This window comes from Pararhizobium gei (assembly GCF_029223885.1).
Classification (GTDB): Bacteria; Pseudomonadota; Alphaproteobacteria; order Rhizobiales; family Rhizobiaceae; genus Pararhizobium; species Pararhizobium gei.
In genome coordinates this window covers 3,740,992-3,767,500 of sequence record NZ_CP119409.1, presented here as the reverse complement: position 1 = coordinate 3,767,500, position 26,509 = coordinate 3,740,992, and the positions used below count along the sequence as shown (strand labels likewise).

Here is a 26,509-nt window from a genome sequence, read left to right as displayed (position 1 = left end):
CTCACCGTCTTACTGATCCTAACCAAACTCCGAATACCCGGAAGTACTAGTCGGCAGACACACGGCGGGTGCTAACGTCCGTCGTGAAGAGGGCAACAACCCTGACCTCCAGCTAAGGTCCCCAAGTCATGGCTAAGTGGGAAAGGATGTGAGACTCCCAAAACAACCAGGATGTTGGCTTAGAAGCAGCCATCATTTAAAGAAAGCGTAACAGCTCACTGGTCTAAATAAGGGGTTTTGCGCCGAAAATGTAACGGGGCTAAAGCCATGCACCGAAGCTGAGGATACATATCTTAGGATATGTGTGGTAGCGGAGCGTTCCGTAAGCCTGTGAAGGGATACCTGTGAGGGGTCCTGGAGGTATCGGAAGTGCGAATGTTGACATGAGTAACGATAAAGGGAGTGAGAGACTCCCTCGCCGAAAGACCAAGGGTTCCTGCTTAAAGTTAATCTGAGCAGGGTTAGCCGGCCCCTAAGATGAGGCAGAAATGCGTAGTCGATGGGAACCACGTTAATATTCGTGGGCCTGGTGGTAGTGACGGATTGCACAAGTTGTTCATTCTTATTGGATTGAGTGGGCAGCGGAGCGGTTCCAGGAAATAGCTCCACCATTATAGACCGTACCCGAAACCGACACAGGTGGTCAGGTAGAGTATACCAAGGCGCTTGAGAGAACTATGCTGAAGGAACTCGGCAAATTGCACGCGTAACTTCGGAAGAAGCGTGACCCCATTTTACGCAAGTGAGATGGGGTGGCACAGACCAGGGGGTAGCGACTGTTTATCAAAAACACAGGGCTCTGCGAAGTTGCAAAACGACGTATAGGGCCTGACGCCTGCCCGGTGCTGGAAGGTTAAAGGGAGAGGTGCAAGCTTTGAACTGAAGCCCCAGTAAACGGCGGCCGTAACTATAACGGTCCTAAGGTAGCGAAATTCCTTGTCGGGTAAGTTCCGACCTGCACGAATGGCGTAACGACTTCCCCGCTGTCTCCAGCATAGACTCAGTGAAATTGAATTCCCCGTGAAGATGCGGGGTTCCTGCGGTCAGACGGAAAGACCCCGTGCACCTTTACTATAGCTTTACACTGGCATTCGTGTCGGCATGTGTAGGATAGGTGGTAGGCTTTGAAGCGGGGACGCCAGTTCTCGTGGAGCCATCCTTGAAATACCACCCTTATCGTCATGGATGTCTAACCGCGGTCCGTTATCCGGATCCGGGACAGTGTATGGTGGGTAGTTTGACTGGGGCGGTCGCCTCCGAAAGAGTAACGGAGGCGCGCGATGGTGGGCTCAGAACGGTCGGAAATCGTTCGTCGAGTGCAATGGCATAAGCCCGCCTGACTGCGAGACTGACAAGTCGAGCAGAGACGAAAGTCGGTCATAGTGATCCGGTGGTCCCGTGTGGAAGGGCCATCGCTCAACGGATAAAAGGTACGCCGGGGATAACAGGCTGATGACCCCCAAGAGTCCATATCGACGGGGTTGTTTGGCACCTCGATGTCGGCTCATCGCATCCTGGGGCTGGAGCAGGTCCCAAGGGTTTGGCTGTTCGCCAATTAAAGCGGTACGTGAGCTGGGTTCAGAACGTCGTGAGACAGTTCGGTCCCTATCTGCCGTGGGTGTAGGAATATTGACAGGATCTGTCCCTAGTACGAGAGGACCGGGATGGACATATCTCTGGTGGACCTGTTGTGGCGCCAGCCGCATAGCAGGGTAGCTATATATGGAATGGATAACCGCTGAAGGCATCTAAGCGGGAAACCAACCTGAAAACGAGTATTCCCTTGAGAACCGTGGAAGACGACCACGTTGATAGGCCGGGTGTGGAAGTGCAGCAATGCATGAAGCTTACCGGTACTAATCGTTCGATTGGCTTGATTGTTCTCATTGCTCGTGCTCATCGAAGCGCCAATGGCGCTTCAATGATCCCAAGCTGTCTTTTGTCCTGACGCTGTCGGCCCTTTGGGCCTGCGCTCCGGACGGGCCGCGCAACGATGCGCGACGGCCCTTGGCCTTGCGGAGCTTTGCTCCGGATGTGCCTCAAGCAGCTTGAAAAAGACGTGTTCAAAAAAGACTAGTCACTAACGACTAATCCCTAATCACTCCTAGAGTGAACCAGCTTCTCATTTTGGTTTTACCCCGCAACTGCGGTGTGAAATCTTGGTTTGCCACCTGTGTCCTCCTTCAAGGATCTGCAGTATGGCCGGCGCAGGTCCCCTTTGAGCCTCAGCGAAAAGGACAAGGCATCTGCGCCAGGAAAAACCAAGATTTACACCTGCACTGCAGGTGTAAATCTTGCCCTTAGTTGACCTGGTGGTTATTGCGGGGTGGCTGCACCCGTTCCCATTCCGAACACGGCCGTGAAACGCCCCAGCGCCTATGGTACTCCGTCTTAAGACGCGGGAGAGTCGGTCGCTGCCAGGTCTACTAAAGGCAAGAAAATACCAAACAAAATATCTTCTCATCACCTTCCGGCTCAGCCGAACAGCGGGCCGCCCTCAAGCGGCCTTTTTGCTTGGCCATACTAACCCGGATAACAGAGACAAGAGGCTGCCGTATCACGCCGATGGAGCAGCCACGCCGAACCGCAAAAGGCAAAGCCTTCGAGGACCGGCAAACAACCCGGGCTGCAACAGTAGCCCAATTCAATTCCGCGGGGTGGAGCAGCCCGGTAGCTCGTCAGGCTCATAACCTGAAGGCCGCAGGTTCAAATCCTGCCCCCGCAACCAACGACACTTGTAAATTCGACCATTCCAAATATTTGCTTTTAAGCTCCTCACCATAACGGTCGAGGAGCTTTTTGCGTTTCTGCTCCGTATCGATCTCGCCAGCCTTCAGGCGCTGCTGGAAGTCATACTCGTGCTGAAGCTTCAAGCGTTGCTCCAGGATGGTCGCAGCTTCCATTGCGGCGAGGATCGATGCAATACGGCCGTGAACGCAAAGCTCCGCCGGCGATGGCCGGGTGTTTTAGTGATCACGACCTTCTGAATAAACTTGCGGGTCATGTCCACGAAGGGCTGTTTCGTCGTGGTATCGACGTCGTCCCGCACGAAATATAGCAGGAGCGCCATGATCTTTTGCGCGGCTTCCGGATTGATTTGTCTGCGCAGTTCGGCAAGTCGTTCGGACATATCTGGCTCGACATGTGCCGTATTTGCAAGTTCAGCTGAAAACGTTTCTCGCTGAAGCTCAAGCCGGTCGAGCAAATCATCCAATGCCGTCAGGCGAGGGCGGGCTTCCGCCGCACGATCACTGATCTGCTGGATAATGCTCGCCTGCTGCTGTTCGATCTTTGCCAACTCTGCGGTCAATTGCTGGCTCTGGGACGGAGTTGACTTGAGCTTTGCCTGCTGCCGTTGAAGGACGTCGGCCGACACCTTGTCGAAAATACCCAGTTGGAGAAATGCTGCTGGAAGGCAGGCGATAACCCGGCTTTCGAGATCGGACCTGAGAATCGTCTTCTGGTTTTGGCAGCACGCGCCATCGAGGTCGTCGATTGGAATCTGCTTTTTATGATTGGTGCAGCTGTAGCGGTCTTTACCTGAAATCGCATAGGGACCGCCGCATTCGGCACATTCGAGTATACCGCTCAGCAGATAACTTGGCCGGTGGGTCGCATTCAGGGCGTTTGTCTTGGTGTGCGTGAAAAGGTCTCCAACTTCTGCCTGGCGCGCCTTGACCCGTGCCCACAGCGCGTCATCGACAATCCGCAGTTTGGCATCTTCGTTCACGACCCACTTGTCATCGGTATTAGGTCTTGCGACGCGACGCTCGGTATCCGGGTTTTTGCGGTACTGCCGGCGGTTCCAGACAACGCGGCCGATATAGGTTTCGTTGTTGAGGATACCGGTTCCACGGGTCACGTGCCCGCGGATGGCGGTATCACGCCATGCTTTGCCCCGTGGTCCGGGAATGCGCTGTTTGTTTAAAGCCCTGGCGATATCGCGCGGGGATACGCCCTCCGCATACTGCTGAAAAATCCAGCGAACGGTGTCTGCGTGGTCGGGCACAATATCTCGTAGGCCAGGAATGCGGTCGCCATTGCCGTCGTATTCCTGCCTTACCTTATAGCCGTATGCTAGGCAGGTCGTCGCTTTGCCTTTACGCACAGCCGTCTTCATGCCTTCACGCGTGCGATACCTGATCTGCTCGATGAGTTCCTGGCTAAGGGTGACGCGCAACGACATCTCGATATCGGTGACAGCCGTACCACCATGGACGGTCCAGAGCTCAATGTCCTGAAACCTCAAGCGCTTGAGGAAGCCGTTGCCATGTTCTGAGTCGCGCGAGACGCGATCGACGGTGACACAGAGAACGACGTCGATATCCCGCTTGCCGGCGCGCACCAGCAAATCCTGGATGCCGGGGCGCGTGGTGTAGGAGGTGCCACTCACCGCATGGTCAGTAAACACATCGATCAGCGTCCAGCCCTTATCCTCGATGAACTCGCGGCCGAGGTCGATCTGGGTCTCGATCGAGACTTCATTCTGGCGCTCGGTGGAGTAGCGGGCGTAAAAGAGAACGTTTTTTGACATCAGAAGCCTCTCGGCAGGTCGGTAAACTTACGTTGTGAAAATCGACGATCTCCGAGCTGACCGACGAAAATTTCGACGGCCGGCCAGGATGATGGATCGTCAGAATTGGCAAAGGCGCCCGCTAGGTAGTCCCGGAAGGCCTGGCTTCCAGAGCGTGGCCTTGAACGCCGCGCTGTTTGCGAACAGGCTTTTTGCAGCGCGACGCTGGGGAGAATTCCGAAAAGCCCCGTCCCCTTCATCGCCTGATAGACGAATGCGTCGCTGAAGGTCACGCCGAAATAGACGGCGTTCTTCGTGTCCGTCCAGGTGAGATCGATCGCGCGGCCGTTCAGATCGACGAGCCACGCGTGCTCAAAGGGAATGCCTAACTCGGAATCCAGCGCGTAGCCCTCCGCGTAATGAAACGGGACTGGATCGTCAGCCAGATACGGATAACGCGCTCGCGTACAGTTACAGTAGCACAGGCCCATCGGCCCCATGCGCAATCCCTTTGGACGCTCGTTGACGTGCGGGAAAAACCGCCCGTACTTCAACAGGGCACCGGCGCGCCCAAATTCCCCCTCATGCGCCGCGTAAAAGCGGAGCACCTCCAGAAGACCTTCACTTCGATCGGGCGCCTTGGCCACCGGGGACTTTACAAGCGATACAGCAGACATAGGTTCTCCTTTGCGATCTGCACATCGTTTCGTTCATCAGATTTTGGAAAACGATGGCAGGACCGTGAGAGCCGGTTTGTCCGCCGCTGGCTGCTTTGACGAATTGCCAAAGGTCCGTTTGCACTCTCACATGTGCCGGGACAGCAATGTCGTAAGGCACAAATAGGCCGGATTGCTGAAAACACAAGGTGCTTTCGGCCCTCCACGGCTGTGGCATGGTTGGATTCGGTCGCTATGGTTAACGGTGTGCTAGCAAGCAGCAATGCCTTGCTCACGGCAGTTTTAGCCAACGAATTTGTGTCTGCCGAGGGAAACGGAATCCGCCTCTCGATCGGGTTGAATGCGGAAATAATTGCCGCATGCTCCTTCTAAAATGCTCTCTATGATTGAAGTTTAAGAGTTCCCTGTGGCGAGGTTTAAGGTGCGTCAGAATGTCGCACTTTTGGATATTTAGGGGTAAAAGCGAGCAACAGAAAACCCAATGAAATCAGTATAAACAAAATAATATCAATGTGTTGACAATGGAGGCCGAGTTGACAGCACGTCTTTCTCCGGTGACCATATGTGTACAGCGTTGAGCTGGACAACGAAGAAAGGTCACACATGAAGAAGGTCATTGATATGAATCAGGACAACCATAAGGACGCTCGCGGCAAGCCGGTTTCCAACGCGCCGATCGGCGCCGTGACGGAGCCGGAGGCAAAAAGCGCTCTCCAGCGCGCGGCAGACAAGATCATCGCGCTCAACAAGAGGTCGGGCGCCCACGCCTACGATCTCGGATGCACGTTCGCCGAGGCCAAGCCGCTCGTGCCGGAGAAGGCATTCGGAAAGTGGCTTGCGACATTCTCCGACTATACCGTGCGCTCGGCGTGGAACTACATCTCGATCCACGAGCGCCTGTCCGCTTATCGTGAGCAGCTTCTCGCTCACGCCGTAATGCCGACGGTCATGTTCGAGCTGGCCAAAGGCGAGCCGGCGCAGGTCGAAGCCGTGATCGCCAGGCTGGCAGATGGCGAGCGTATCCGGGTGAAAGACGTCCGCGAGATGCTCGGTAGGAAGCCGAAGTCTAAGGGCGACGCGACGTTCGATACAGCAGGCGTGGCTGGACTTCGCAAAGTCGCCGCGGCAAAAACCGACGCGGACGTTGCACAGCTTCAGAAAATGCTGGAGATCGTTCTCACTCAGGTAGAGCTCGCTCTCGAGCCGCTGGCAAACAAGAAGCCTGTCGTGAAGAAGCCGCTGCAGGATAAAGTCGTGCTCCCTTGTCGGCATGCCCACGACGTCCTCAACAGCATTGGGGCTCCGTTGCAGCCCGATGCCACGTCTTACATGAACTGGCGGGCCGCTAAGCTTCCCGAGGGCACCGTCTGGCGCAAAGTTCAGGACCTGCTGTACCAGATGGGCGGCGCCGATGACTGGGCAAAGGGCAGGGCGTTCGTGCCGTGGCTTCAGAACGAGGTCGTTCCGTTGCTACGCTTTGTGGTTCACGGTGAAGCGGTCGTCGAAATCGAGGCCCACCTCATCGCCGAGCCAGATGTCGATGAGACGGATACGAGCGACATCGAGGGTCTGATCCCAGTCGGGCAGTTGCCGCCATCGGTCGAGGAGGCTTCGGAGGGCGTCAAGTCAACAAGTTGGTATGACCACAGGAACCGGATGAACTCTGATCAGCAGACTGCCGAGCGTCACGCGGCCTAGAGTTGACACCGCACTTGACTTCAAGAGCCCCGCCACCGAGCGGGGCTTTTTACGTTTGGGCCTCCGGTCCGACGCGTCTCTCGTTAACCATGCCGGAGCTCTCTGTTCCGGATGCGTTCTTGTCGGCTTGCCGGACCTCAATCTCCGGGCTATGTCGACAGGGTCAGCAGAAACCCCTGGTTCTGCAGATACTTAGCAGCCCCCGCCGATGCGCTAACATCGAACGAGGGCCTGACCTGTAACCTTCGCTGAAAGGCCACTGGCTATGTCGACCCATATCTGCTTCGCTTCCGGAAGTATCTTCTCCCCGCTCTCCTGTTGAAACCCGTCCATTCGACATCGTGCCGACGCTCGTCTTTCGCAAGTCCTAACCGGACGTCAGATCGCTAAGGCTGGCATCGGATGCGGAAATTGTTTCCGCATGCGCGGACATTTGTCCGCGGATTTGCCGCGTCTGGCGATCCTGTTTCCAATCAACAGGAGAATTCCATGACCCCTACCAAACAGAACACAACGGCGCCTGCCTATCCGACCGTCGCTGATATCGAAACCATGCGGTCTCGCCTGGATACGCTGATCGACGAGACCGTCGCACCGGCACTGTCCACTGATTTGCTTCGCCGGGCTCTCGTCGCCGGCATGACCGAAATCACCACCATCCTTCGTGCCGTGCCGGTCGCCGAAGGACGGCTGCTGGAGCGAGGTATCGGCTTGATCGCCAGCCTAAATACGGACCTCGTCGTTCTCACCGGCAACCTGCGTCTTCCTGTAACAAAGGCGGCGACGGAACTGGTCGAGATGAACGATCCTAAACTCTACCGGTTGCTGAGCCTTGATGCTGACAGTGGTGGACGCAAGACGTACACGCCGGACCTGTTGATCCTGAACCGGAGGACCGAGGTCGCGCATTTGGTCGACGTGAAGCGGAGCCTGGGCTCTTACGAAGTCTCGCGGATCGCGGAACTGAAGAACCGCATGCTTGCGGCAGCGCTCGTCGTTCCGGACTTGCTCTATAAGGAGTATCGCCGGCTTCAGGCGAAGGAGGTCCGCGTCGTCATCCTCAACGCCGACAACCAGCGCATTGATCTCGAGGGCGGTGTCTGGCCGCTGTCGCATCTCGATCATCTTCTCGAAGTCGCCGGCGCGGGAGACGTCATGGCCACCCTGCGAAACCTGTTCCAGGCCCGGATCGAGCGAAACTGGAACGAGGCCCTCCAGAGCCACGGCGGTAAGAAGGCAGCCGATGTGGCAGACGCAGAGCGTTTCCGATTGCGCGATGAGGCGTCGGAGAACGCGCAGACGCCTGAGCCGCCGGGGACGCTGAGTCCTGTCGCACTGCGGCCGCCGATCCAGATCGGCTTTGCGCAAGCGCCACGCGCCGTTCCGCATTAGCGGTCGAGCTCTGCCATCACCCCACCCTGCCTATTCAACGCCTGTCCGACGGACACGCGATCAGGAGACGTCTGCCATGACGAACCTTCCCTCCAATATTCTGCCCTTTCCGATCCACCACGCTTCGCCGACCACTGTGTCGCAGTTGCCATCTGCCCAGCCGAAGGTGCCCCGTCTGCCGATCATCGGCGGCAAGGGTCCCACCGCCAGTGAAGAGTACCGCGAACACGTCGCAACCATCGTCGGTACCGTCATCCGGTGCGGCCGCCGAAAGGGACGCAGCCTTTCCAGCCTGCAGCCACAGCTGCGCAAGTGGCTGATCGATCTCTTCGACCGCGATGACCCAACCGCGATCATGGTGCACGACTGGCTGACCGGCAATCGCCGGTATCTTGCGCATGTCATCGATCGCGGAGAGCCCGACGGGCGGCGCACATCCGCGCACAGCGTCGACAACGGGGAGGGTGCATGATGGAAACCGTCACCGATCGCATCACCCGATATCTGCTCGCCCGCATCCGCCGTCAGGCTGTTCTTGATCTCTATAACAGTGCCGCCGTTTCTGGACTGCTGGATGAACGTTTTATCGGCCACGACGAGGAGCGCGGTACCGTCTGGACTGTTTCCGACGAAGCCCGGCATCTACTGACAGGCCACCAGATGAACGATCGCCAACTGGTCGCGCGGCGGCTGCGCAAGTCGATGATGTCTGGGTCCGGTCCCGCCCTCGAATTCTTCGACGTCGAGACTAACCGCGACACCGTGCTTCAGGTTCGACCGCATACGGGGTCAACGATTGCGAGCGGAGATGTGTCGGACGCTGACAACGGCGCCGATCACAATGCGGGTGGTCTCACGACCGCCGCGCCAGGCCGAGCAACGCCAGCAAAGGCGCGACACGTACTCGCCCTGGTACGTCAGCATGTGCCGGCACCGAGTGTTGCCCCTGTCGCCGTTGCATTGCTGGTCGCGCGCGCGATCGGATCAAGTCTATCTGATATCACCGCTCTTCGCAGACTGCTGTCTCGGCCCGACGTCTTCGCGTTGATCAAAGCGCCTGTTCCCCGTTTCGAAAGACGCTTTACCCAGATGCTGGAGGATGGGTTGCTGCTCCCGTATCGGGTAAAGGTTGGCGATGTCTACCACGGTGCCTCTCTCAGGGAACAGCATAGCAGTGATCGGAGGACAAGGCCGCGCCGCCCCGTGAAACTGTTGAGCGGCAGGGGCGCGTGCCATTTCGAACACGCGGTCCTGTCGCGGCATCTAGGCGATGCGCTGCTCGATCGGGCAATCCCGGTCATCGTTGTCGATGAAACATCGAGCGCACCGTCACCGTCTCTGGCACTGACGGCCGACATCGTCTTCGAATGTGGCGGACTGGACGATACCCTGCTCGCCGAACTGCTGCATCTCACCCTCGGGATCGCTCCGACGCGGTCGCTGAAACGCATGGAAGCCTTGGCACTCGACCTTGAGGGCCTTTCCATCGACGATCTGACGTTGTCGATCCGGCCGTCGCACGATCTGGAGACAATTCTGACCACGCTTGCCGCGCTCGGTGACCGGGCGCGAAACCGCGACGAGGATGATAGAGACGAGGACAGCGTTGGTCGTCACGGTCGCAGCGGCAGGGAGAGCAAGCTGAAAAGCAGGAATGCTGCCTTCAAAGATGCGGGCAAAGCGTCCTCCTCTCTCGAGGGCGTGGACATCATTCGACCACTTGAGCCGCCTGCTGAAAAGATGCGCACCAGTACAGATGTCGATGGAATGGCTATGAGCGGACCGTCGGTCGATAGCAACCTGCACCAATTGCGGATCGAAACATTGTCCGGCTACGGTGAAGCCCGGCAATGGGCACTTGATCTGAAGGACGATCTCCAGGTCTGGCGCAAGGGCGGTCTTGGCTGGAGCGAGATGAATACAAAGCTCCTGCTCTCGGGGCCACCGGGAACCGGCAAGACAACCTATGCCCGAGCGCTGTGCAACACGCTGCAAGTGCCGCTGCTCGTCACCTCGGTTGCGGCATGGCTGGAGCCTGGATATCTCGGCGATGTGTTGAAGCGGATGACGCAGGCTTTTGAAGCAGCGCGCGCGCATGCGCCGTCGATTCTCTTCATCGACGAGATCGACAATATCGGCAGCCGCAGCGGAGGTCGGCGCGAGCAACACGACGACTATTGGCGCTCCCTCATCAACCGGTTGCTCGAACTGCTCGATGGTGCCTGAAAGACCGACGGCGTGATCGTCGTGGCGGCGACAAATTTGCCGGATCGGATCGATCCCGCCCTGCTTCGGTCGGGCCGGCTGGAAAAGCATGTCGCGATCCCGATGCCTGATACCGAGACGCTGAGCGGCATCCTCGCCCATCATCTTGCCGCCGATCTCGCTAGTGTTCTGTCGTCAGCGCCGCGCCGAAAATTCATTCGTCACCTGCGTCCACCGACGGCGAAGGACCAAGTTCCGCAGCAGCACCGGAAAACAGTTGGCGCCCGAAATCCGACCACGGAAAGGGCGCGCCACAATGACCGATATCCAGCACCAACCACATGATGTCCTCCGACCGCTGGCACTGCTGGCGACAGGTCGAACAGGCGCCGACATCGAACGTGTTGTCCGCGAGGTCCGGCGTAAGGTGCGGCGCGAACAGCGCGTCCTGACCTGGGGTGATCTTGAGCAGGCTCTGCTGGCCGGCCAGATGCGCATGTCCGATGACCTGCGTTGGCGCACAGCGGTCCACGAGGCGGGGCATGCCATGGCATTCACGCTCACGGGCATCGCCGAAGTCGCCACGGCGACGATCGGCATCGACGGTATCGGCCAGGTCGCGAGCCGCCAGAACAGTCATCTGCAGCAGACCGAGGCCTGGCTCCAGCACTTTATCCTATGCATGCTCGCCGGTCGCACCGCCGAGCTCCTGGTGTTCGGGGAACCAGTCGCGGGCGCTGGCGGTGGCGACGACAGCGATCTGGCGCGGTCCACGAACCATGCCTTGGCGGCCGAGACACGCCTTGGCTTCTCCAAGCATCAGCCTCTCGTTTACCACAGCGAGAGCGGGAGCGTCAGCGAGTTGAACCTGGACCGGCATCTCACAGAGCGGGTAAACGCGCGGCTGCTCTCAGCAGAGCATGGAGCGCGCGACATGCTGGAGGCGCGGCGCGACGATCTGCTGGCCATCGCCACCCGTCTCAACGAGGTCAGGGTCATGACCGGCGATGATGTTCGGCAGATGCTGGCCATCCATGACGGGTGAGGGGCGGCGGGAGTCCGATCGGCGTGATCCAGAAAATCGATTCCTGTTTGCGCCCGTGCGATTCCGATCTCTCGCAAATCGATTCCGACTACAAAATTATCGATTCCGAGTTCTAAAACTGCGGTGCTTAAAGGCGGCTAGGTGCTGGACGGTCAAAGCAACGTGCGTCGTTTCACGTCTTATTAGATCGACATGACCTGTCGGCACCTCATGCCGACGTCATCCGAATTGTCACGATGCGTATTAAGGTGCCTGCACATCATGACGCATCATCTCAATTTACCCTGCCGCGATTCCGATCTCCACATCCGCGTTGCCAAGCTCCGGATTTGCGATTCTGCGGCAAACGCCGTTTGCGGGCAACACACTACTGGACAGCAGCTTCGGGATTATTTTTGGCAACCGGTGTTTGTCGCTTGCATAGCCGACGGTCAGGCTAAGGCTCCACCAACAGGGAGTTATGTTATGCCCAGAGAAACCAAGCAACAGAGGAATGCCAAGCAAATGATCCGCCAGCAGAGAGTGCGCGAAAAAGCCAGGCTGCGCCGTCGACCAGACAGAGATGATCTGGCGAGGGTGCTGCTCTGGAGAATGATTGAGGTTGCCCGCAAAAAAGATGACTCTTACCAAGCGCTCGGTAAAGTTCGGGACGTCATCGTCGAACTGCTTGAACGCCAAGGGTTCAATGTCTTTGAAAGCGAAGATGTCTTCCATGAGTTGGCCGATAGCTATGCGGATGGACTGTTTCCGTTTCGTCCAAAGCGCCATCTGGAAGCAAACTAGCTGGCCCTCAACTAAACCCCTTCTGCAAACGCCGTACGGTACTAATGGTCGTCTTCCCCCCATTACTTCGCATCACGGCGTTTGCAAAAGAATCGAGAAACCCCGGGTTCTAACATTGGCCAGCTCTCGTATTGCGGTAGCGAATCTATTCTTACGGGGCACCGATTTGACTACAGGGACACTACCGGATGGACACGCCCTCCTCAACCGATTGAATATCTGGGCGACGTGCATCCTGCCCGCAGTCAAGCAGGCGGGGATCGGATATGTTGAAGCGACGATTTCTCCCTTTCGGGCAGAGGACAACGATTATGCAATGCGCCCCGGTCGCCAACAGGGCATAGAGACCTGCAGTTGCTTTCGTTTCTCAAACTCGGCGAACACTACCGTCGGACCGGACTTCTATAACCGGCGACACAAGCTCAAAATCAGTCGCATCCTTAGCAAAAGCATTCAGCCTTGTCTGCGACAGCGCTGTGCTCATCAGATGCATGTCTGTTGTTTGATGCCCGCCTTCGGCCGAAAATCCTGCGTCAATTCCGACACCGCCTCGCTCGGTCAGCAGGTATCTTGCGTGGAAGTCGGCCCCACCGTTCTTCTGCCTCCAGCAAAAAATTGTAACGGCTAAACCTGCTGGTATCACCCCATCGAAAAGCGCGACCGCATCTCTCTCAAGTTCCAAAGTGGTAGGTTTGCTATTGTGGTAACGGAAGTGGATTTCGCAGGCTGCGCCCGGGTTATCCGCCTTAACGCATGCAAGACAAGCTCTGAGCGTACTTTTGTAGCGCGCGTTGTAGGGGTCGAAAAATGGATCGACGAAAAGGATACGGGCACTGGCGCGAAGAAACCAATTCAAAGCGGCGGCAATGGGCTCAGCCTCTCGTCACACAGGACTGTCTTGTTTAACCGCAATGAGGACGTCCTGTTCATCGATTTCATCGACAGTAGCCACTTGAGGATGAGCCGTCGGGTTGTTGTCAGCAATGATAGCATGGAAGGGCACTGCCACGTGTTGGGCGATAGCATTTTGTAACCAGCTGCCAAGTGCAGGATCATAGGGTCTACCCGAGCGGACAACTTTCGATTGCTTTGCTTCTTTCAACGCGATCTCAAGGCGCGCCCGCTCAATAGGCTTCATTTGTGCAGCCGAGTTATACACCTCCCGTTCCCACTTCTTCGGGAATCGAGAAATCAGCCGCCCACGATCAAAACCGAATTTTTCGATCAGGTAACGGAAGTTTTGCCAACTTGAGCCAATTGCCTGAGGCTCCACTGCATATTCGAAAAGCATCAGAAGAGTTCCTCCGCGCGCTCTTCAAAGAAGCCCCTCGGCCAGCGGTCGATGAAATCTCCCTCGTGGTCAACGCGAAGTGGCCGGAAACGGACGCCCTCATCGGTGCTCTCGACATAGATCACAGCAAGATCATCCGGCGAGAGGCCTATCATGCCGGGCGGTACTTCATTCTCGCTTGCTTCGCGGATGCGACGCAGGAGTCGCAGCATGATATGCTCGCTATGAGTTTCCACGAGCAGCGTCTTGCCAGGGCCAAAAATGCTGTCGCTTTTCTGAACTGCCTGGATGAACAGATCGCCCAAGCCGACCTGAATGGCCGGGTGAACATGCAATTCCGGCTGCTCGATCGCAAGAATGCCCTGTTGGTTTCGAAGGCAACCGACGATCACCGGGATCATTTGCGATATGCCGACACCGACATCGCTCGGTGCGACGATGATGCCCTTTTCGAAATCGCGCAGGGCGATTTCGGAACGTCCGCTCAGCGTCGCGTATAGGTCTTGCAACTCTGCAAGGTCGTCTTCGGAAAGTCTGGCCTCAAATAGCTGGTGGAACCGACTGGGAACCGGAACTTCTTTGAACTGGAACTTCTCAAGCCGATACGCAGTCTTCAGCCGCTCTTCGCCTCCAAGCCACGCATTGACCTCTTCAATCAGCTTGCCGGAAGGGTCAGTATAGAGCAAGTCCCAAGCTGCAAGGCCTTGCGCCAGCGCGATTCATCTGGTGAGAGGCGCGGGCGATACTGCCGGCTCGGAATTTCACGTAGCGGACCGATATAAGTCATTGCGCTGAGATAGTCGCGGACGATGCGGATCGGCCCAAGCACAAGTTCGTCCAGCAAAGCGCTCAAGCCAGCCCTGCGGCGACGCTCAAGTTCGTACTCATTGACCGCAGCGCGCTCCCGTTCCTCAGTCAGTCGAAGGATCGCTGCGCCGGCCATATCGCGCTGACGAATAAGGCTCTGATCAATCTCAACCAGATCAAGGCCGAGCGGGCGATCCAAGTTCGGCAGCGCGCCGAGGACCGTCTCCACGGCGATCCGGAACTCGACAGTCTCGTTTTCGGTCGCGTCTGCGGAGGTTTCACGAGAGAGTTCCCATATCTCATTGCCGATTGGCGTCGAGAATGGATCGTTTAAGTAGCCTTCTTCTACATCCTCATCCAGTTCATCGAACACTTCCTCAACGAACTCAGCGTCGTCCTCCGGGATGGTTTGTCAATGAGTTTGTGGTGCTGCCAATTTGCGGGCTGAGTATTGCCTATGGTAATGGGCGCTATATGATTGCCCTCATGGCGTGCAGCGGCCATATACACACCGTCCATACGCGTTGATAGCGGCAACCGTTCGACAGAGTGTGCAGGATGGCATTTATCTCACCGGCCCGGCTCGGGGTCGCCTTTCTTGGACTGGCCGGATTGACCTGTTTTTCCGCGCTGCATCCGTCCTACGCTCCGCTCTATAAATCCCTGCAACAAAACTATCGTGCCAGCCAAGGGCAAGCCGATTGGCAAATCGGGGAGCGCGAAGAAGCCAAGCGGCAGGACGCCGAACGTCTAGCACGCGAACAGGAAGCGGAGCGTCAAAAGGCGTCGGTTCTTGACGCCGGGCGCGCGGAGAAGAACAGACAAAGAGTGCGTGCCAACGAACTGGCAGGGTTGATCGTGACCACCAGCGAGAGGATCAACGCGCCGTTTCTGGAGTCGAAACCGGAGGTGCAAAAGCAGCAAATCGCACTCAGCGGTTTGTTCACCCAAGCGCCGGGCGCAACCGTCGTTGGTGACAGTGGCTGGACCATGGCCGATGTCATGGCAAAAAAGCCTTGTTCCGATATCCAGAATTCCTTGAAAACGGTGTTTCAGACAGACGGTTATATCCGCTATCTGCATTTCCTGTGCCTATACGGGTACTGGCAGGATCAGGGGAGCGACGATGAAAAGCTGTTCTCCTATATGTGGATCGAAGCAAACCCCACAGGTGCTGAGATTCGCCGTCGTTACCATGTGACCCTGAGCTACGTTCTCTATCACTTGACAGAAATGTGGGAGCGCCGGTTGCTCGACCGCAATGGAGCGTACTACGGGCGCTCACCGGGGAAACTCGACATCGCCAACTACGACCAGCTTTTCCGCACCCGGTTGCCGGGCAAAATGGCAAAATCGCTCGTGGGATGGCTTGAAAAACCGCAGATCGAGTTCATCCGCGACAAGTTATACCAACCGTCACTGATTAGAACCCTTGCGCCCATTTGCGTCGGCCGATTGACATGATCTTCCATGGTCGTTGCTGGAGGGTTCTCCAAGCGTAGCAGCAGTGGTCGACGATATCCTCGTAGGATTTGAAGACTCGGTTTGAGAGCCAGTTGTCCCTCATGAACTGCCAGATGTTTTCGACCGGGTTCAACTCGGGCGATTTGGGCGGCAGTGGCAGGATGGTGATGTTTTCTGGAACGACGAGATTGTTGGACATGTGCCATCCGGCCTGATCCATGATGAGGACGGCGTGTGCATGAACGGCGACGTTGCGGGATATCTCGATCAGGTGCTGGTTCATGGCATGGGTGTCGCACCACGGCATGACGAGAGCGGCGGCCTTGCCGTGCTTGGGACAGATGGCACCGAAGATATAGGCCGATCGGGTTCGCTGGTCGTGCGGCGCGGACGGCCTTGAGCCCCGCTTGGCCCAACGACGCGTGATCTTGTTCTTCTGGCCTATCCGGGCTTCGTCCTGGAACCAGATTTCGATTACTTTGCCCTTGGCGGGACCTGCGGCGATTTCTGCCACAGCGGCGGGGAAGTTTTTTTAAATGCCTCGGCCGCCTCGGCATCCTGCGCATGATGTCTTGGGCGAGCCGAGAGCTTGCGATAGCCCATGGCACGCACTTCGCGGCCCAGGGTCTCCTCGCTCACCGAGATGCGGAACTCTTCCCAAATCCATTGCGCCAGATCACACAGACGCCAGCGAACGACTCCATCCAGATACGGGGTCGGTCCGCGCTCTATGGCTTGCGCCAAAGCCGTTCGCTGTTCATCGTTCAGGAGAGAAGGTTTGCCCGGGGCCTTGCCGTTGATAAGGCCGGCGGGACCGCGTTCATTGAAGCGCACCACCCAGTCGCGCACGATCTGAACCGTCACACTGCCAAGCCGGGCGGCATCGGCGCGTGAGCCGCCATCATAGATCGATGCAAGTGCCAGAAGCCGCCGTGCCTGATCGGCATCGCGTGTCTGCCGAGCCAGAAGCCGCAACCTGGCTCCGTCGAAGTCCGATCGCAAAGAAATCGCTGAACCCATCACAAACCTCCAGTTTGCATCACAGATTCAGATTCGTTGGCTGCTGGGAATCCCCTTCAGAGTCATGCTCACTGACGGTTGGTATTACTTCCCCATCTTGAAAGCAAAGCGGCATTGATCGTGCAGCGGGACAAGCTCATCGCGGAATTTGAGACCTATCCCGACAGGCCCGTCATCGGGGACTGAGGGCTTTCCCAACCAGCCACATACAGCCGAATGCGGCTGTAACAAGCAGCGCAGACTGGAAACCCAACGGAAGAAACGACGGGCGCGTGTTCATGAATGCCATGAGTTCACAGACGAATGATATCCGGCTTGGGCTGCCGCTTTCCATAAAGTACATGAATTGCGCGAAGGACGGATCGGCTCCTGTTGCGCTGTTATAGGCCAGATAAACCAGCGTCACCAAGAGCGGAACCAGCACCGTATCGACGGCCAGAACAACGATGTAGACCGTCCCCGCACCGACACCGCGTAGGCCGATTAATGTAGCCCTCCGGCAAATACATCAGCCCGCTGCGAACGGGCATTCATGCGCAGGAGCCAGATGGAAAAGAAAATGACGAAGATAATCAGGAAGGCGACTGGACCTTGACCAGCAATCTTCGTGATGAAGGCCAGCAGCGGTTTGAAAATGCTAAGGGCGATTGAAGGCCGGTATTGAGCATCGTGAAGATGTTATCGAGATCGAAGCTTACACGATTTCCGTCTTCCACCCCACGTCTCCATTCTGATTTCTAGTCTTCATGCGGTCTGAGAGGAGTTCCGATAATAATCAGGATAGGGATTGTAGGTCAGCCATCATCTTCTGCTGAGCCCCAAATAAAATCCTTCAGCTCTTCAATCGCGTCATCAAGCCCAGCGGCCTTAAATAGGCTCTTCAGCAATGCATCTATCAGATCGATTATTTTGTCGAACCATTTCCAGCCGCCCTCAAGATTATACTGGTCCGCCCGATAATTAAGAACTGTCAGTTTGAAATCCAGCGCCGAGCCATTTAGGCCGCACTTCGTCAAACGCTGTGACCCCATCTTATTTATTCGCTGGCGCGCCTGTTCAAATCGATCGGCCGCACTGGTGCCGGGCATGTCGGGGTCACCCGCCCAAGCTCTCTGCATAGCAGGACGCCTCAGCGTATCAATAATGATCTCCTTACCCTGGCTGTCCTGCCCGGTTGCAACGAGATCACCTAGGAATCGCTCCACTTCGTCCAAGAATGCGATGAGCTGAATTTTTGGTGTGTCGTCATTCGGCTGCGGGAAGTTTATCCTGTACATACCTCATCCTCTCATCTCCTGCGGGAATGTATCACGCCGCTACACGTATTATCAACGAGGCTATGTCGTCGTTTTGATATTTTCAATAGCTTTACAAGGCTGAGACGCCTGAATTTATTCAGAGTATTAAATAGCTGAATTTTTTGAAATATTTATAGCGAAGCTGGTCGAATCTGAAATATTGAAATGATGATAATCATGATAACGAACGCACGTTGAATTTTTACATTATTGTAATATAATAATTTATATTAAATTGACATACAGAGAATTTAATACGATTTATTAAAGCTGCATATATATATTTCTCTCAATTGATTGTGGATGATATAAATAAACATTCGGATTTGTTGCTGCGCAAAACACTTGTACAGCTTTTCGTTGGTCTGGTTAGAACCGGCATTGTTGCCGACAACGGCGATTTCGCTTTCGCCTGCAAGAACGAGAGGCTTCGCTCCAGTCTAGCGTCGGCGGCGAAGCAACTAGACGTCAATTACACCTGCATCAATGACCTTGCGTCACAGGTGCGAAACCTGCCAACGGTAATAGTTTTTGAACGAGCCTCGATTGACCGGTTAGACGCTAGCTACCGAAGCGTGGCGCGCTCAAACAGCTGATTGTATACCGTCTTCGTCCAAATTCCGTCGATCTCCGTAGTCTCCACCTTGTACCTCAACGCACTCATTTCTTTGATAAAATGAGAAACATCGTCACTCTTGTGCCCGCTGATCACAAAGCATACGGGCTGAGTGCGCAGTATTTTTTTCCAATCCTGACTATGAAAAACGTGATAGTAGCTATCCGTCTCTAATGGGGACGTAGCGAATTTACGGGCGGTCAAAATAATAATCTTGACCACCGAAGAGCGAAATATTGCCAGTTTGAACAGGACATTATTGTAGTCGAGGATATATGGGGCAAATTCCTTACTTGGATCGAGCCCCCCAAACGATATCAATGCAACTCCGGTTTTGCCATCAACAATCAGATCTCTGTCTATTTCTTGTTGGATAGTTTGAATGGCGTCTTCTGCATCTTTCCTGATCTTGCGATTGTCGTAGTCTTTGTGATCGACATTGGGGACAACGTCCAGAATGCTTACCGTTTTTCCGTAGCCGTCCTTTATAGGCGGCTTAGGAAGGTAGGTAATGTTTCGAACTATTGGTAACCTTTCCCGCCGCATGTCGAATATTATTTTTGAAAAAACGCCATTAAAGAATATGTCTATTGAGTTCTCTTCCCTTTTTTGGCGAAGAGAACTGTTGTTCTCAAGTATTTCCAGTAGCTTAACCGACATAAAATCGCAGGACGAACCAGCCTCGACGAAAATCGATAACCGCCGGTCGATTAGGATTGGCGTCTTGAAACGATTCCAGAAAACGGACGCGTTCGCTTCCTTCAGGTCATCGTCAACAGTCGACTGAAACGTCAAGTTTGCGTATCTGTCAAAGCCGTCAATAATCTTGTTTATGATCTTACTTCTGGACTGATCAACTGAGAGCGTGCGAAGCGTACTTATTCTCTCGTAGTGGCTGGAATGCACCCATCCACCAATGCCTTTCGCACGTAGCGCGTCCGTTTCCGCAATGAGACTGGATGTAAATATCGCGGCCAAGCTATCTGCTGACGCCATGCTGAAGCGCCCCACCATCACTTCCTCATTGTAAACCTTGGTTATAAATCTTGCGAGTTCGGGTTTTGGATCGACGCCTTCTCTGTCTTCATCATGAGCAATGAACTGAATGCAACAAAGGCCGTACTCGCGTGCTTTATCAAACTCATACTCGGTGAATGAGCGATCTCCGGGAGCTTTTGCCTGGCCGTATTTGGTCCCGATGATCAGCACGTAGACATCAGATTCCTTTATGAGATGCTCCAAAAGAACAGGGTTTTTTTCAGATCCCGGCGTAAAATACTCCATGGCAATAGGAAAATGTCCGAGGACATTTGTCGCACGTATAACAGATTCTCTGTGCCTCCTAAGATCAGTGACTGTTGAACTAATAAAAACCTGATACTTCCGCTTAGGAAACTCCACTTAGCGCTCCTCGCTTACCCCAGATGCTTTGCCCTCCACCGTACTCACAAAATTTAGCCTACGACAATATCCCTAGGTAATGAATTGGAGGTAGAAGCGGTCAATTCCAGACTATACGCGCTCCCACGTAATCAGCTGAATAAACGGCGCATCTTCTGCGCAGGCTATGTCATTCACATGCTGCTCTACGATCTCCCCAATCGAGCCGTCTTCCAACCCCAGATAAAGGCCGACCAGATTGCGGCCCGACACCATGATGCGGTGTCCGACGAATTGCAGGATGACGCCACTATCCGGGTCAAACTCGGTTTCGATGAGATGGCTGTAGGGCAGCGATTTCATCCGCCCGTTGATGAACCGGAACCCGATACGACTATCAAGCCCCTGCCTGCCATCGGTCAGATGGCGGAACGGGGCGGGCTCGCTTCTATCACCGACTAATGATCGCCTCATGTTCCCTTACTACTCCCTGATGTTGTACCGCTGAAACCGTCAACGCCTGCACGCGCTGCGCAGGCGCGGCACTTCCGCTCGCAACCTTTTCGCGCGCCTGTATAGCCGTCATCCGCATGACGGATTCCGTATGCGCTTCCAGCCTGTCGTGCTGTGGTAACGGTGCTGCTTTGCGGTCCACGCTCTTTTCCAACAATTCCGTGGCCGAGCCGCGCGCGCCGCTTTTCGTGATGGCATCCTGTACCGCGTCGATATCGTCAGTATAGAGCCGCATCGCATGGCGGCCACGCGAGACGGTGAAATAGAATTGCTCGCTCGACATGGCGGGAACGGATTCCCGCCCCATGGCGACCAGCACCGTATGGACCGTGCGCCCCTGCGAGGACATCGACGTGCTGCAACAACCGTAATCGAGATGGCCGAACTCGCGTGCAATCTTCCAGCCGTTTTCCTTCAGTTCAATACTGCCTGCCTTGTCAAAGGACCGCACAATGGTAGACCGCTCCGTTGGTCACGCGATGCCCGTCCATGCTCGTGCCATTTTCAGTGACGCGGATGAGATCCCCGGCGCGCAGTTCCATCGTCTCAGGGCGGTAGACTTTGAACCGGGCGGCATCCGCTACCGGCAGGGTTGCGTTGCTCTTGCCCTCCAGCACTAGATGTGGAGCCTCAACAGGTTGTCCCGGTTGAGACCGAGGCGACCGATGGGTGTTTTTGAGTTTAGGCTGCCGTGGGGGCGATGCCAGTTGTACATGTGGGTCCAGTTTGGCAGATTCGATTTGCGGTGCTCTGACGATGGATATGCGCATGCATAGGCCCATTCCCGCAATGCCGTCTGAATGAAGCGCTCGGCCTTGCCGTTGGTCTTGGGTGTGTAGGGTTTGGTGCGGACGTGCTTGAGACCAAGCGCCTTGCAGGCTTTTGCGAAGTCCCTGGCCTTGTAGCAGGAGCCATTGTCGGTCATCCCGCGCGTGACTGTGATGCCGAGGCTGTTGTAATAGGCGACGGCGGCCGTGAGGAAGGCAACCGCGCTGGCAGCCTTTTCGTCCGGGAAGATGTCGGTAAAGGCGATGCGGGAGGCGTCATCGATGCAGACGTGGACGTATTCCCAGCCGACACCACGGGATCTGCTCTGGCCCGTCCTGTTGCCGGTGATGCGGTGACCAACCCGGTCGAAGCGGCCGAGGCGCTTGATATCGAGATGGATCAGGCCGCCTGGCTCGGCATATTCGTAACGCACGACCGGCTCGGCGGGGGCGAGGTCCTTCATCCGTGACAGGCCGACACGTTTGAGAACCCGGCTGACGGTGGCAGGCGAAACACCAGTCTCCATGGCAATGTGCTTGCCGGTCAGCCGCTGCCTGCGAAGATCGGCGATGCGCTCGACCAGAGCGCCGCCCGTCTGCCGGGGACTGCTTCTGGGCCGCGATGAACGGTCCGCCATGCCGTCGCGTCCCGCCGTTTTGAAGCGCGCGACCCAGCGCGACACGACCTTCGGCGAGACGCCATAGATGCACGCAGCTTGTGCCGGGGACACCCGCCCGCTCGTTACCGCCAAAGCCATTTCTTCTCGACGCACAGGCGTCAGTCGGGCATTCTTATGAATGTTCATTCGGAGCGATCCTGGAAAACTGAGGTGTGGTAACTCCAGTCTCCTAAATCCGCTCCGAATGGACAACCTCCTGAAAGCTCACACCTAGCGAATCGGGCGGATACCTGGCGCGCTCGCGTAGCCGGGCAAGACTAGCATGAATTGTGACGCCGCCATGAAAGCAAAAGCATCCAAAGCGGTTAGGGATGGATATGTTTAGACAATCCGCGTCGCATGACTTGGGAATTCCAAGGATGACAACCGATCGACGACCCCCGAAGGCGGAGTAACTTATGGCGAGCCTGAACTTCAACATGGAGGGCTACGGAGACACCTACCATTTCGTCTGTGCCACGGGATTGGAACAGCGTGCCGATATCGTTGCGCTCCGGACGTGGTTTCAGACTTGTTTTTTGACTCCATAGTCGCCGCGCGACATATCGTGCGGTAAACGGCGGCCTTTGTGTAGCCATCGCGCAGCGTATCGCGCCATGGCGTAGAATCGGCGGTATGGCGGACCGGCGGGGATTCGAACTGGGCATATGTCGAAAGCCTAAGCCGCTAAACTCGGGATAGGTTTTTCCACCAATCGCAGGAATCGCTGGTTGTGAGCCCCCGCACTGCGCGGCGGCACTACATAAACGCCGAACCTACGATTCGGTGCGATGCGTTTCAAAAAATACCAACGGGAAATCAGCTTGCTTCGGCGCGTATGAGTTGGGTTACGCATTCCGCCCTGCGAAATCTCCCCTTGAATCAAGTCGGTCGGAATTATCATGTGGCGGGATGCGCCATCAGCGCCTCCCGGATCGCTACCAGCTTGCGATGGCACGAAACCGCGAGCCTCAGTCCGCCCGTCGGCATCCCCTCCAGTCCGCCAAAAGGACCTTTGTTACGCGGTCTTTGTGGTCTTCGCGTCGCTCCCTGTGTTTCGGCGGGGGACAATGAGCGTCGATTGAAAGCCCATCGCCGTTCCCCGACTTCGGCACGACGATGGCACTGCGCTCGGTGGAGTTGATCAAGCTGCTGGTAGACGAAGGAGTGCGTCGGCATTGCCGTGGGCGATGCGCTCCCGGTCTGCAGGAGAAACCGGCAGGCTGCTGAGAAATGCCGTGCCTGCGTTATTCGTGGCGTAAGGATAGTCGACCGAGAACAGGATGCGATCTGTGCCAAACGCGGTCAGCGCGGCGAGAAATGCGGACGTGTCGAAGAAGCCACTGGTCGTGATCCAAACCTGATCCAGAATAGTTTGCGATACGGTCCGCAGCCGTCCCGCTTCTGCTCCCGTCCCGAAGGTCTAATCAACGCGTTGAGCAGCATTGGGAGCAACTCACCCAAGTGACCGATGATGAGCTTCAGACCCGGGTTCCGATCGAGCGTGCCGGACAGCACGAGGCGAAGAATGTGAATCGCCGTTTCAGAATGCCAGCCGAAGCCGGCGTTGGACAGCAGATACGATGAAATTTCGCCCGGCAGTCCGCTATAATAAGCATCCCGCACTGCACGTGGCGGCGGTCCGGGATGAATATAAAGCGGGGACCCGAGCGCCTCGGCACGCGCCAGGATAGGAGCGAACCGCGGGTCGTCCAGGAACAGTCCATCCGTGGTCCCATTGATGGAGGCCCCGCGAAAACCGAGCTTTTTCACGCAGCGCTCCAGTTCGTCAGCCGCCGCCGCGGGTTCTTTCATAGGCAAGTGGGCGAATGCCGCGAAACGATCCGGATTTTTTTCGACCGCAATGGCAAGTCGATCATTGTAGTCGCGCGCAAAGCTTATGCCTTCTTCTCCTGCCAGCAACTCGGCGCCCGGACCTATGACAGACAGCACTTGCAGGGTAAGTCCGGCCTGGTTCATCGCATCGATGCGCCCCTCCTGTATATCGCCCAGCGCCTCGTTGAGAGGTCCCGGCCCCCAATGACCGCTCGACGGCACCCAGCCGGCTTCTACGGCAACCGAAGCCGGAATTCGTTGGGTCATTTCAGGGAGCATGACATGCTCCTCTAAAGCAATGATACGCATGATCTCGTTTTCTCCATTGGACGGCGGAAACTCTGAAAGTACGCCGGCAGCAATGTCAGTATCGCGTCTATTAATGGCGTGATACGCGTCGAAATGACTATCGATATCGAAAATCTGCCAATCGCACCCGTCCGAGCGCCGACGGCAGCCGCGTGGGACGTCGAGTTCGCGACACCCGCGATGGCGTTGCTTGTCGGGTACGACGAGGACTGGGTTGAGTTGCCGCTGCACGAGCATGCGAGCGGGCAACTTATCATCGCGCTGAGCGGTGCGGTAATGTGCCATGTTCCAGGGTCTTTATGGATCGTCCCGACAGGATGCGCCGTGTGGGTTCCGGCCGGCCTTCGCTACCGCAGCCCGGCATCGCCGCACTCGCGCATATGCATGCTGTTCGTTAAACAGGATGCCGCCTGCCTGCCTTATAATTGTTGCACCCTCGAGATTACCCCCTTGGTGAGGGAGATAGTCCTGCGCCTCGTTGGCACGACCGTAGGGAGCGACGCCGACGAGCACGAACTTCTTCTGATGAAGGTATTATTGAGGGAACTGGAGGGGATGCCGACTGGCGGACTGAGGCTCCCGGTTTCGTCCCATCCGAAGATGGTGGCGATCCAGGAGGCGCTGATGGCGCACCCGGGCGACCGCACGACGCTTGCCGAATGGTCCGGCCGAACCGCGACCAGCGAGCGCACCCTGGCCCGCTTGGTGTTCAGGGAAACGGGAATGACCTTCGGCCGATGGCGGCAGCAGCTCCATCTGCTTGTTGCGCTCTCTAAGCTGTCCGACGGAGTGCTCGTACAGCAAGTCTCCGATGCCCTTGGCTACGAGTCGGCAACGTCTTTCATAACAATGTTCCGTAAGGCATTGGGAACAACGCCGTCGCGCTACTTCGACCGCACAGTTGCCGATCCGCAAAGGCTTAGAAGGTAAAGTCACCAAGCCGAATAGTTTGGTAAGTCCCTTAAAAAGCAAACCATGTTCGTTTCTCCATTATCGGTGCGACTTGCTGCAAAGGCGTTTGTACGGCGATCTTCTGGACTGTGAGGCGAGCGGCGGCGTAGCGATCAAAGGCCTTGAGAAGGATTGAGGACCAGTTCACTTTAAATCGGCGTCTGTCTCTACTTAAATTGAGGCCTACATCTTGCTCGATTCAGAGATTTCCGCCGCTGGCATTCCCGGTGCTGCTGTTTCCCTTGATCGGACCACCCAATGTGGCCTTGAACCACTCGACCACCCGGTCGATGATCGGCGGCTGATACCAGGTGAGATCGCCATGACCTGCGCCCTCGACAAGAACGTACTCAACCTTGTCGCCCTTCTTCTTCAGGGCCTCAAAGAGCTGCACGCTCTGGAGGGGCGAAACGAGCGTGTCGGCGCTTCCATGCATGATGAGGAACGGCGGCTTGCTGCCTTCGACATGGCCCATGGGACTTGCCTGTAAGGCCTTCTCGGGGTCGCTACCGATCGATGCACCGGGGAAATCCCCAAACGCCGTGCCGTTCACCAGCAGCGCCTCGGTCACCGCCGGTGATTGATGCACCTTTGCGATATCATCCGGAAAGCCGTCGCCAATTTCCAGAAGGTTCGAGATCCCGTACATCGTCACGGCCGCCTGGACGTCGGAGGATTTGTCAAGAAACTGCCCCTTGTCGAAGCTCTTCTCGCCATTCGTCATGCCCATCATCTGCGACACATATCCGCCGGCGGAATCCCCGAGCACGCCGATGCGGGCAGGATCGATACCGTATTCGTCCGCATGTTTGCGCAGATAGCGGATCGCAGCCTTACCGTCCTCGACGAGAGCTGGATACTTGTTCGGAACCGTGCGGTATTGCGCAGCCGCGACCACGAAGCCCGCCTTGGCGAGCGGCATGCGTAGGTCTATGAACTTCTCATGATCCGCCGAGATAAAGCCGCCGCCCGGAAAATAGACAATCGCCGGTTTCAGATCTTTGGTCCGCGGCACGAGCAGCGACATTTCAAGCTGGGTGACGGCTCGAACTTGCTTGATTTGCGTAAAAACCACGCCGCTGATCTCATCGATCTGGCCTTGTGTTTTTTCGACGCGGACAACCTGCGCGCCCTCTGCGTAGCCCGGAAGCGAGGTTTTATCGTCAGCTTGAACAAGACTGCTGGCCACTGTGGTTGCTCCCCAAAACAAGGTGCCAAGAAGTATCTTCTGCTTCGTCTTCATTTCGATTTTTTCCTACGGATGGGATTAGATCACGCCTTAGAC

The 26,509-nt window shown here is 56.4% G+C and carries 24 protein-coding genes, 1 tRNA gene, 2 rRNA genes and 1 pseudogene (1 of these 28 cut by a window edge); 11 read left to right on the top strand and 17 right to left on the bottom strand.

Going from position 1 to position 26,509, the window contains the following annotated elements:
* The 3 genes from PY308_RS18335 to PY308_RS18325 all read left to right on the top strand — a co-directional run.
* Positions 1 to 1,881, top strand: a 23S ribosomal RNA gene (locus PY308_RS18335); it begins 1,037 nt to the left of the window's first position.
* Positions 1,882 to 2,308: 427 nt separating this feature from the next.
* Positions 2,309 to 2,423, top strand: a 5S ribosomal RNA gene (gene rrf / locus PY308_RS18330).
* A gap of 228 nt (positions 2,424 to 2,651) precedes the next feature.
* A tRNA-Met gene (locus tag PY308_RS18325) sits at positions 2,652 to 2,728 on the top strand.
* Positions 2,729 to 2,869: 141 nt separating this feature from the next.
* Here PY308_RS18325 and PY308_RS18320 read toward each other — a convergent pair.
* Together PY308_RS18320 and PY308_RS18315 are read right to left on the bottom strand one after the other, a co-directional pair.
* Entirely contained in the window at positions 2,870 to 4,534 is a 1,665-nt protein-coding gene (locus tag PY308_RS18320) for a recombinase family protein (RefSeq protein ID WP_275785412.1), read from the bottom strand.
* Positions 4,534 to 5,190 (bottom strand): hypothetical protein, encoded by a 657-nt coding sequence (locus PY308_RS18315; protein WP_275785410.1) that lies wholly within the window; start codon positions 5,188 to 5,190, stop codon positions 4,534 to 4,536. Before PY308_RS18315 ends, PY308_RS18320 begins: the two co-directional genes overlap by 1 nt.
* A gap of 603 nt (positions 5,191 to 5,793) precedes the next feature.
* Here PY308_RS18315 and PY308_RS18310 point away from each other — a divergent pair.
* The 4 genes and pseudogenes from PY308_RS18310 to PY308_RS22900 all read left to right on the top strand — a co-directional run.
* A complete protein-coding gene (locus tag PY308_RS18310) occupies positions 5,794 to 6,888 on the top strand; it encodes a hypothetical protein (protein ID WP_275785408.1) in 1,095 nt (364 codons plus the stop codon).
* A gap of 489 nt (positions 6,889 to 7,377) precedes the next feature.
* Complete coding sequence (locus PY308_RS18305; RefSeq protein WP_275785407.1) at positions 7,378 to 8,280, top strand: hypothetical protein; 903 nt, start codon at positions 7,378 to 7,380, stop codon at positions 8,278 to 8,280.
* A gap of 76 nt (positions 8,281 to 8,356) precedes the next feature.
* Entirely contained in the window at positions 8,357 to 8,752 is a 396-nt protein-coding gene (locus PY308_RS18300; RefSeq protein ID WP_275785406.1) for a hypothetical protein, read from the top strand.
* Positions 8,749 to 10,548: pseudogene (locus PY308_RS22900) on the top strand (AAA family ATPase); the annotation flags it as partial. The gene PY308_RS18300 and the pseudogene PY308_RS22900, both read left to right, overlap by 4 nt.
* A 151-nt stretch (positions 10,549 to 10,699) precedes the next feature.
* On the opposite strand, the gene PY308_RS18290 reads toward PY308_RS22900, so the two are convergent.
* Positions 10,700 to 11,029, bottom strand: coding sequence for a hypothetical protein (locus PY308_RS18290; protein ID WP_275791244.1), 330 nt, complete (start codon positions 11,027 to 11,029; stop codon positions 10,700 to 10,702).
* Positions 11,030 to 11,032: 3 nt separating this feature from the next.
* Between PY308_RS18290 and PY308_RS18285 the strand changes: the two genes are divergently transcribed.
* Together PY308_RS18285 and PY308_RS18280 are read left to right on the top strand one after the other, a co-directional pair.
* Positions 11,033 to 11,530, top strand: a complete 498-nt coding sequence (locus PY308_RS18285) for an ATP-dependent metallopeptidase FtsH/Yme1/Tma family protein (protein WP_275791044.1) — start codon at positions 11,033 to 11,035, stop codon at positions 11,528 to 11,530.
* Positions 11,531 to 11,791: 261 nt separating this feature from the next.
* A complete protein-coding gene (locus tag PY308_RS18280) occupies positions 11,792 to 12,313 on the top strand; it encodes a hypothetical protein (RefSeq protein WP_275785405.1) in 522 nt (173 codons plus the stop codon).
* 367 nt (positions 12,314 to 12,680) lie between these two features.
* On the opposite strand, the gene PY308_RS18275 is transcribed toward PY308_RS18280, so the two are convergent.
* The 4 genes from PY308_RS18275 to PY308_RS18260 are packed head-to-tail and all read right to left on the bottom strand — an operon-like array spanning position 12,681 to position 14,784.
* Positions 12,681 to 13,169, bottom strand: a complete 489-nt coding sequence (locus tag PY308_RS18275) for a hypothetical protein (RefSeq protein WP_275785403.1) — start codon at positions 13,167 to 13,169, stop codon at positions 12,681 to 12,683.
* Between the two features lie 27 nt (positions 13,170 to 13,196).
* Positions 13,197 to 13,604, bottom strand: coding sequence for a hypothetical protein (locus PY308_RS18270; RefSeq protein WP_275785402.1), 408 nt, complete (start codon positions 13,602 to 13,604; stop codon positions 13,197 to 13,199).
* On the bottom strand, positions 13,604 to 14,290 hold the full coding sequence (locus PY308_RS18265; RefSeq protein WP_275785400.1) for an AAA family ATPase: 687 nt from the start codon (positions 14,288 to 14,290) through the stop codon (positions 13,604 to 13,606). Before PY308_RS18265 ends, PY308_RS18270 begins: the two co-directional genes overlap by 1 nt.
* Positions 14,260 to 14,784 carry a hypothetical protein gene (locus PY308_RS18260; protein WP_275785398.1) on the bottom strand — a complete coding sequence of 175 codons (525 nt, stop codon included), beginning with the start codon at positions 14,782 to 14,784 and terminating at the stop codon, positions 14,260 to 14,262. Before PY308_RS18260 ends, PY308_RS18265 begins: the two co-directional genes overlap by 31 nt.
* A 185-nt stretch (positions 14,785 to 14,969) precedes the next feature.
* Here PY308_RS18260 and PY308_RS18255 point away from each other — a divergent pair, with 185 nt between their 5' ends.
* Complete coding sequence (locus tag PY308_RS18255; protein ID WP_275785396.1) at positions 14,970 to 15,875, top strand: hypothetical protein; 906 nt, start codon at positions 14,970 to 14,972, stop codon at positions 15,873 to 15,875.
* On the opposite strand, the gene PY308_RS18250 is transcribed toward PY308_RS18255, so the two are convergent.
* The 9 genes from PY308_RS18250 to PY308_RS18215 all read right to left on the bottom strand — a co-directional run bounded on the left by PY308_RS18250 (position 15,835) and on the right by PY308_RS18215 (position 24,243).
* A protein-coding gene (locus tag PY308_RS18250; RefSeq protein ID WP_275782665.1) for an IS630 family transposase occupies positions 15,835 to 16,895 on the bottom strand; the annotation gives its coding sequence in 2 pieces (ribosomal slippage) (positions 15,835 to 16,403 and positions 16,403 to 16,895; 1,062 coding nt in all). The genes PY308_RS18255 and PY308_RS18250 overlap by 41 nt on opposite strands.
* Positions 16,896 to 17,689: 794 nt before the next feature.
* The gene (locus PY308_RS18245; protein ID WP_275785395.1) at positions 17,690 to 18,172 is read right to left on the bottom strand and encodes a hypothetical protein; all 483 of its coding nucleotides are present in this window, start codon (positions 18,170 to 18,172) and stop codon (positions 17,690 to 17,692) included.
* A 586-nt stretch (positions 18,173 to 18,758) separates the two neighbouring features.
* Entirely contained in the window at positions 18,759 to 20,210 is a 1,452-nt protein-coding gene (locus PY308_RS18240) for a DUF4062 domain-containing protein (protein WP_275785393.1), read from the bottom strand.
* A 111-nt stretch (positions 20,211 to 20,321) separates the two neighbouring features.
* Positions 20,322 to 20,663: a hypothetical protein gene (locus PY308_RS18235; RefSeq protein WP_275785391.1), complete on the bottom strand. Its 342-nt coding sequence runs from the start codon at positions 20,661 to 20,663 to the stop codon at positions 20,322 to 20,324.
* A complete protein-coding gene (locus tag PY308_RS18230) occupies positions 20,641 to 21,153 on the bottom strand; it encodes a hypothetical protein (RefSeq protein WP_275785389.1) in 513 nt (170 codons plus the stop codon). The genes PY308_RS18235 and PY308_RS18230 overlap by 23 nt, the downstream gene beginning before the upstream one ends.
* A complete protein-coding gene (locus PY308_RS18225; RefSeq protein WP_275785387.1) occupies positions 21,140 to 21,319 on the bottom strand; it encodes a hypothetical protein in 180 nt (59 codons plus the stop codon). The genes PY308_RS18230 and PY308_RS18225 overlap by 14 nt, the downstream gene beginning before the upstream one ends.
* Positions 21,319 to 22,275: an IS481 family transposase gene (locus PY308_RS18220; protein ID WP_275785385.1), complete on the bottom strand. Its 957-nt coding sequence runs from the start codon at positions 22,273 to 22,275 to the stop codon at positions 21,319 to 21,321. Before PY308_RS18220 ends, PY308_RS18225 begins: the two co-directional genes overlap by 1 nt.
* A gap of 997 nt (positions 22,276 to 23,272) precedes the next feature.
* Complete coding sequence (locus PY308_RS23005) at positions 23,273 to 23,437, bottom strand: amidohydrolase family protein (protein ID WP_350339848.1); 165 nt, start codon at positions 23,435 to 23,437, stop codon at positions 23,273 to 23,275.
* Positions 23,434 to 24,243 (bottom strand): amidohydrolase family protein, encoded by an 810-nt coding sequence (locus PY308_RS18215; RefSeq protein ID WP_275785384.1) that lies wholly within the window; start codon positions 24,241 to 24,243, stop codon positions 23,434 to 23,436. Before PY308_RS18215 ends, PY308_RS23005 begins: the two co-directional genes overlap by 4 nt.
* Positions 24,244 to 24,366: 123 nt before the next feature.
* Between PY308_RS18215 and PY308_RS18210 the strand changes: the two genes are divergently transcribed.
* The gene (locus tag PY308_RS18210; protein ID WP_275785382.1) at positions 24,367 to 25,203 is read left to right on the top strand and encodes an AraC family transcriptional regulator; all 837 of its coding nucleotides are present in this window, start codon (positions 24,367 to 24,369) and stop codon (positions 25,201 to 25,203) included.
* A 220-nt stretch (positions 25,204 to 25,423) separates the two neighbouring features.
* Here PY308_RS18210 and PY308_RS18205 read toward each other — a convergent pair whose 3' ends face one another.
* Positions 25,424 to 26,467 carry an alpha/beta hydrolase gene (locus PY308_RS18205; protein WP_275785378.1) on the bottom strand — a complete coding sequence of 348 codons (1,044 nt, stop codon included), beginning with the start codon at positions 26,465 to 26,467 and terminating at the stop codon, positions 25,424 to 25,426.
* Positions 26,468 to 26,509: the final 42 nt, after the last annotated feature.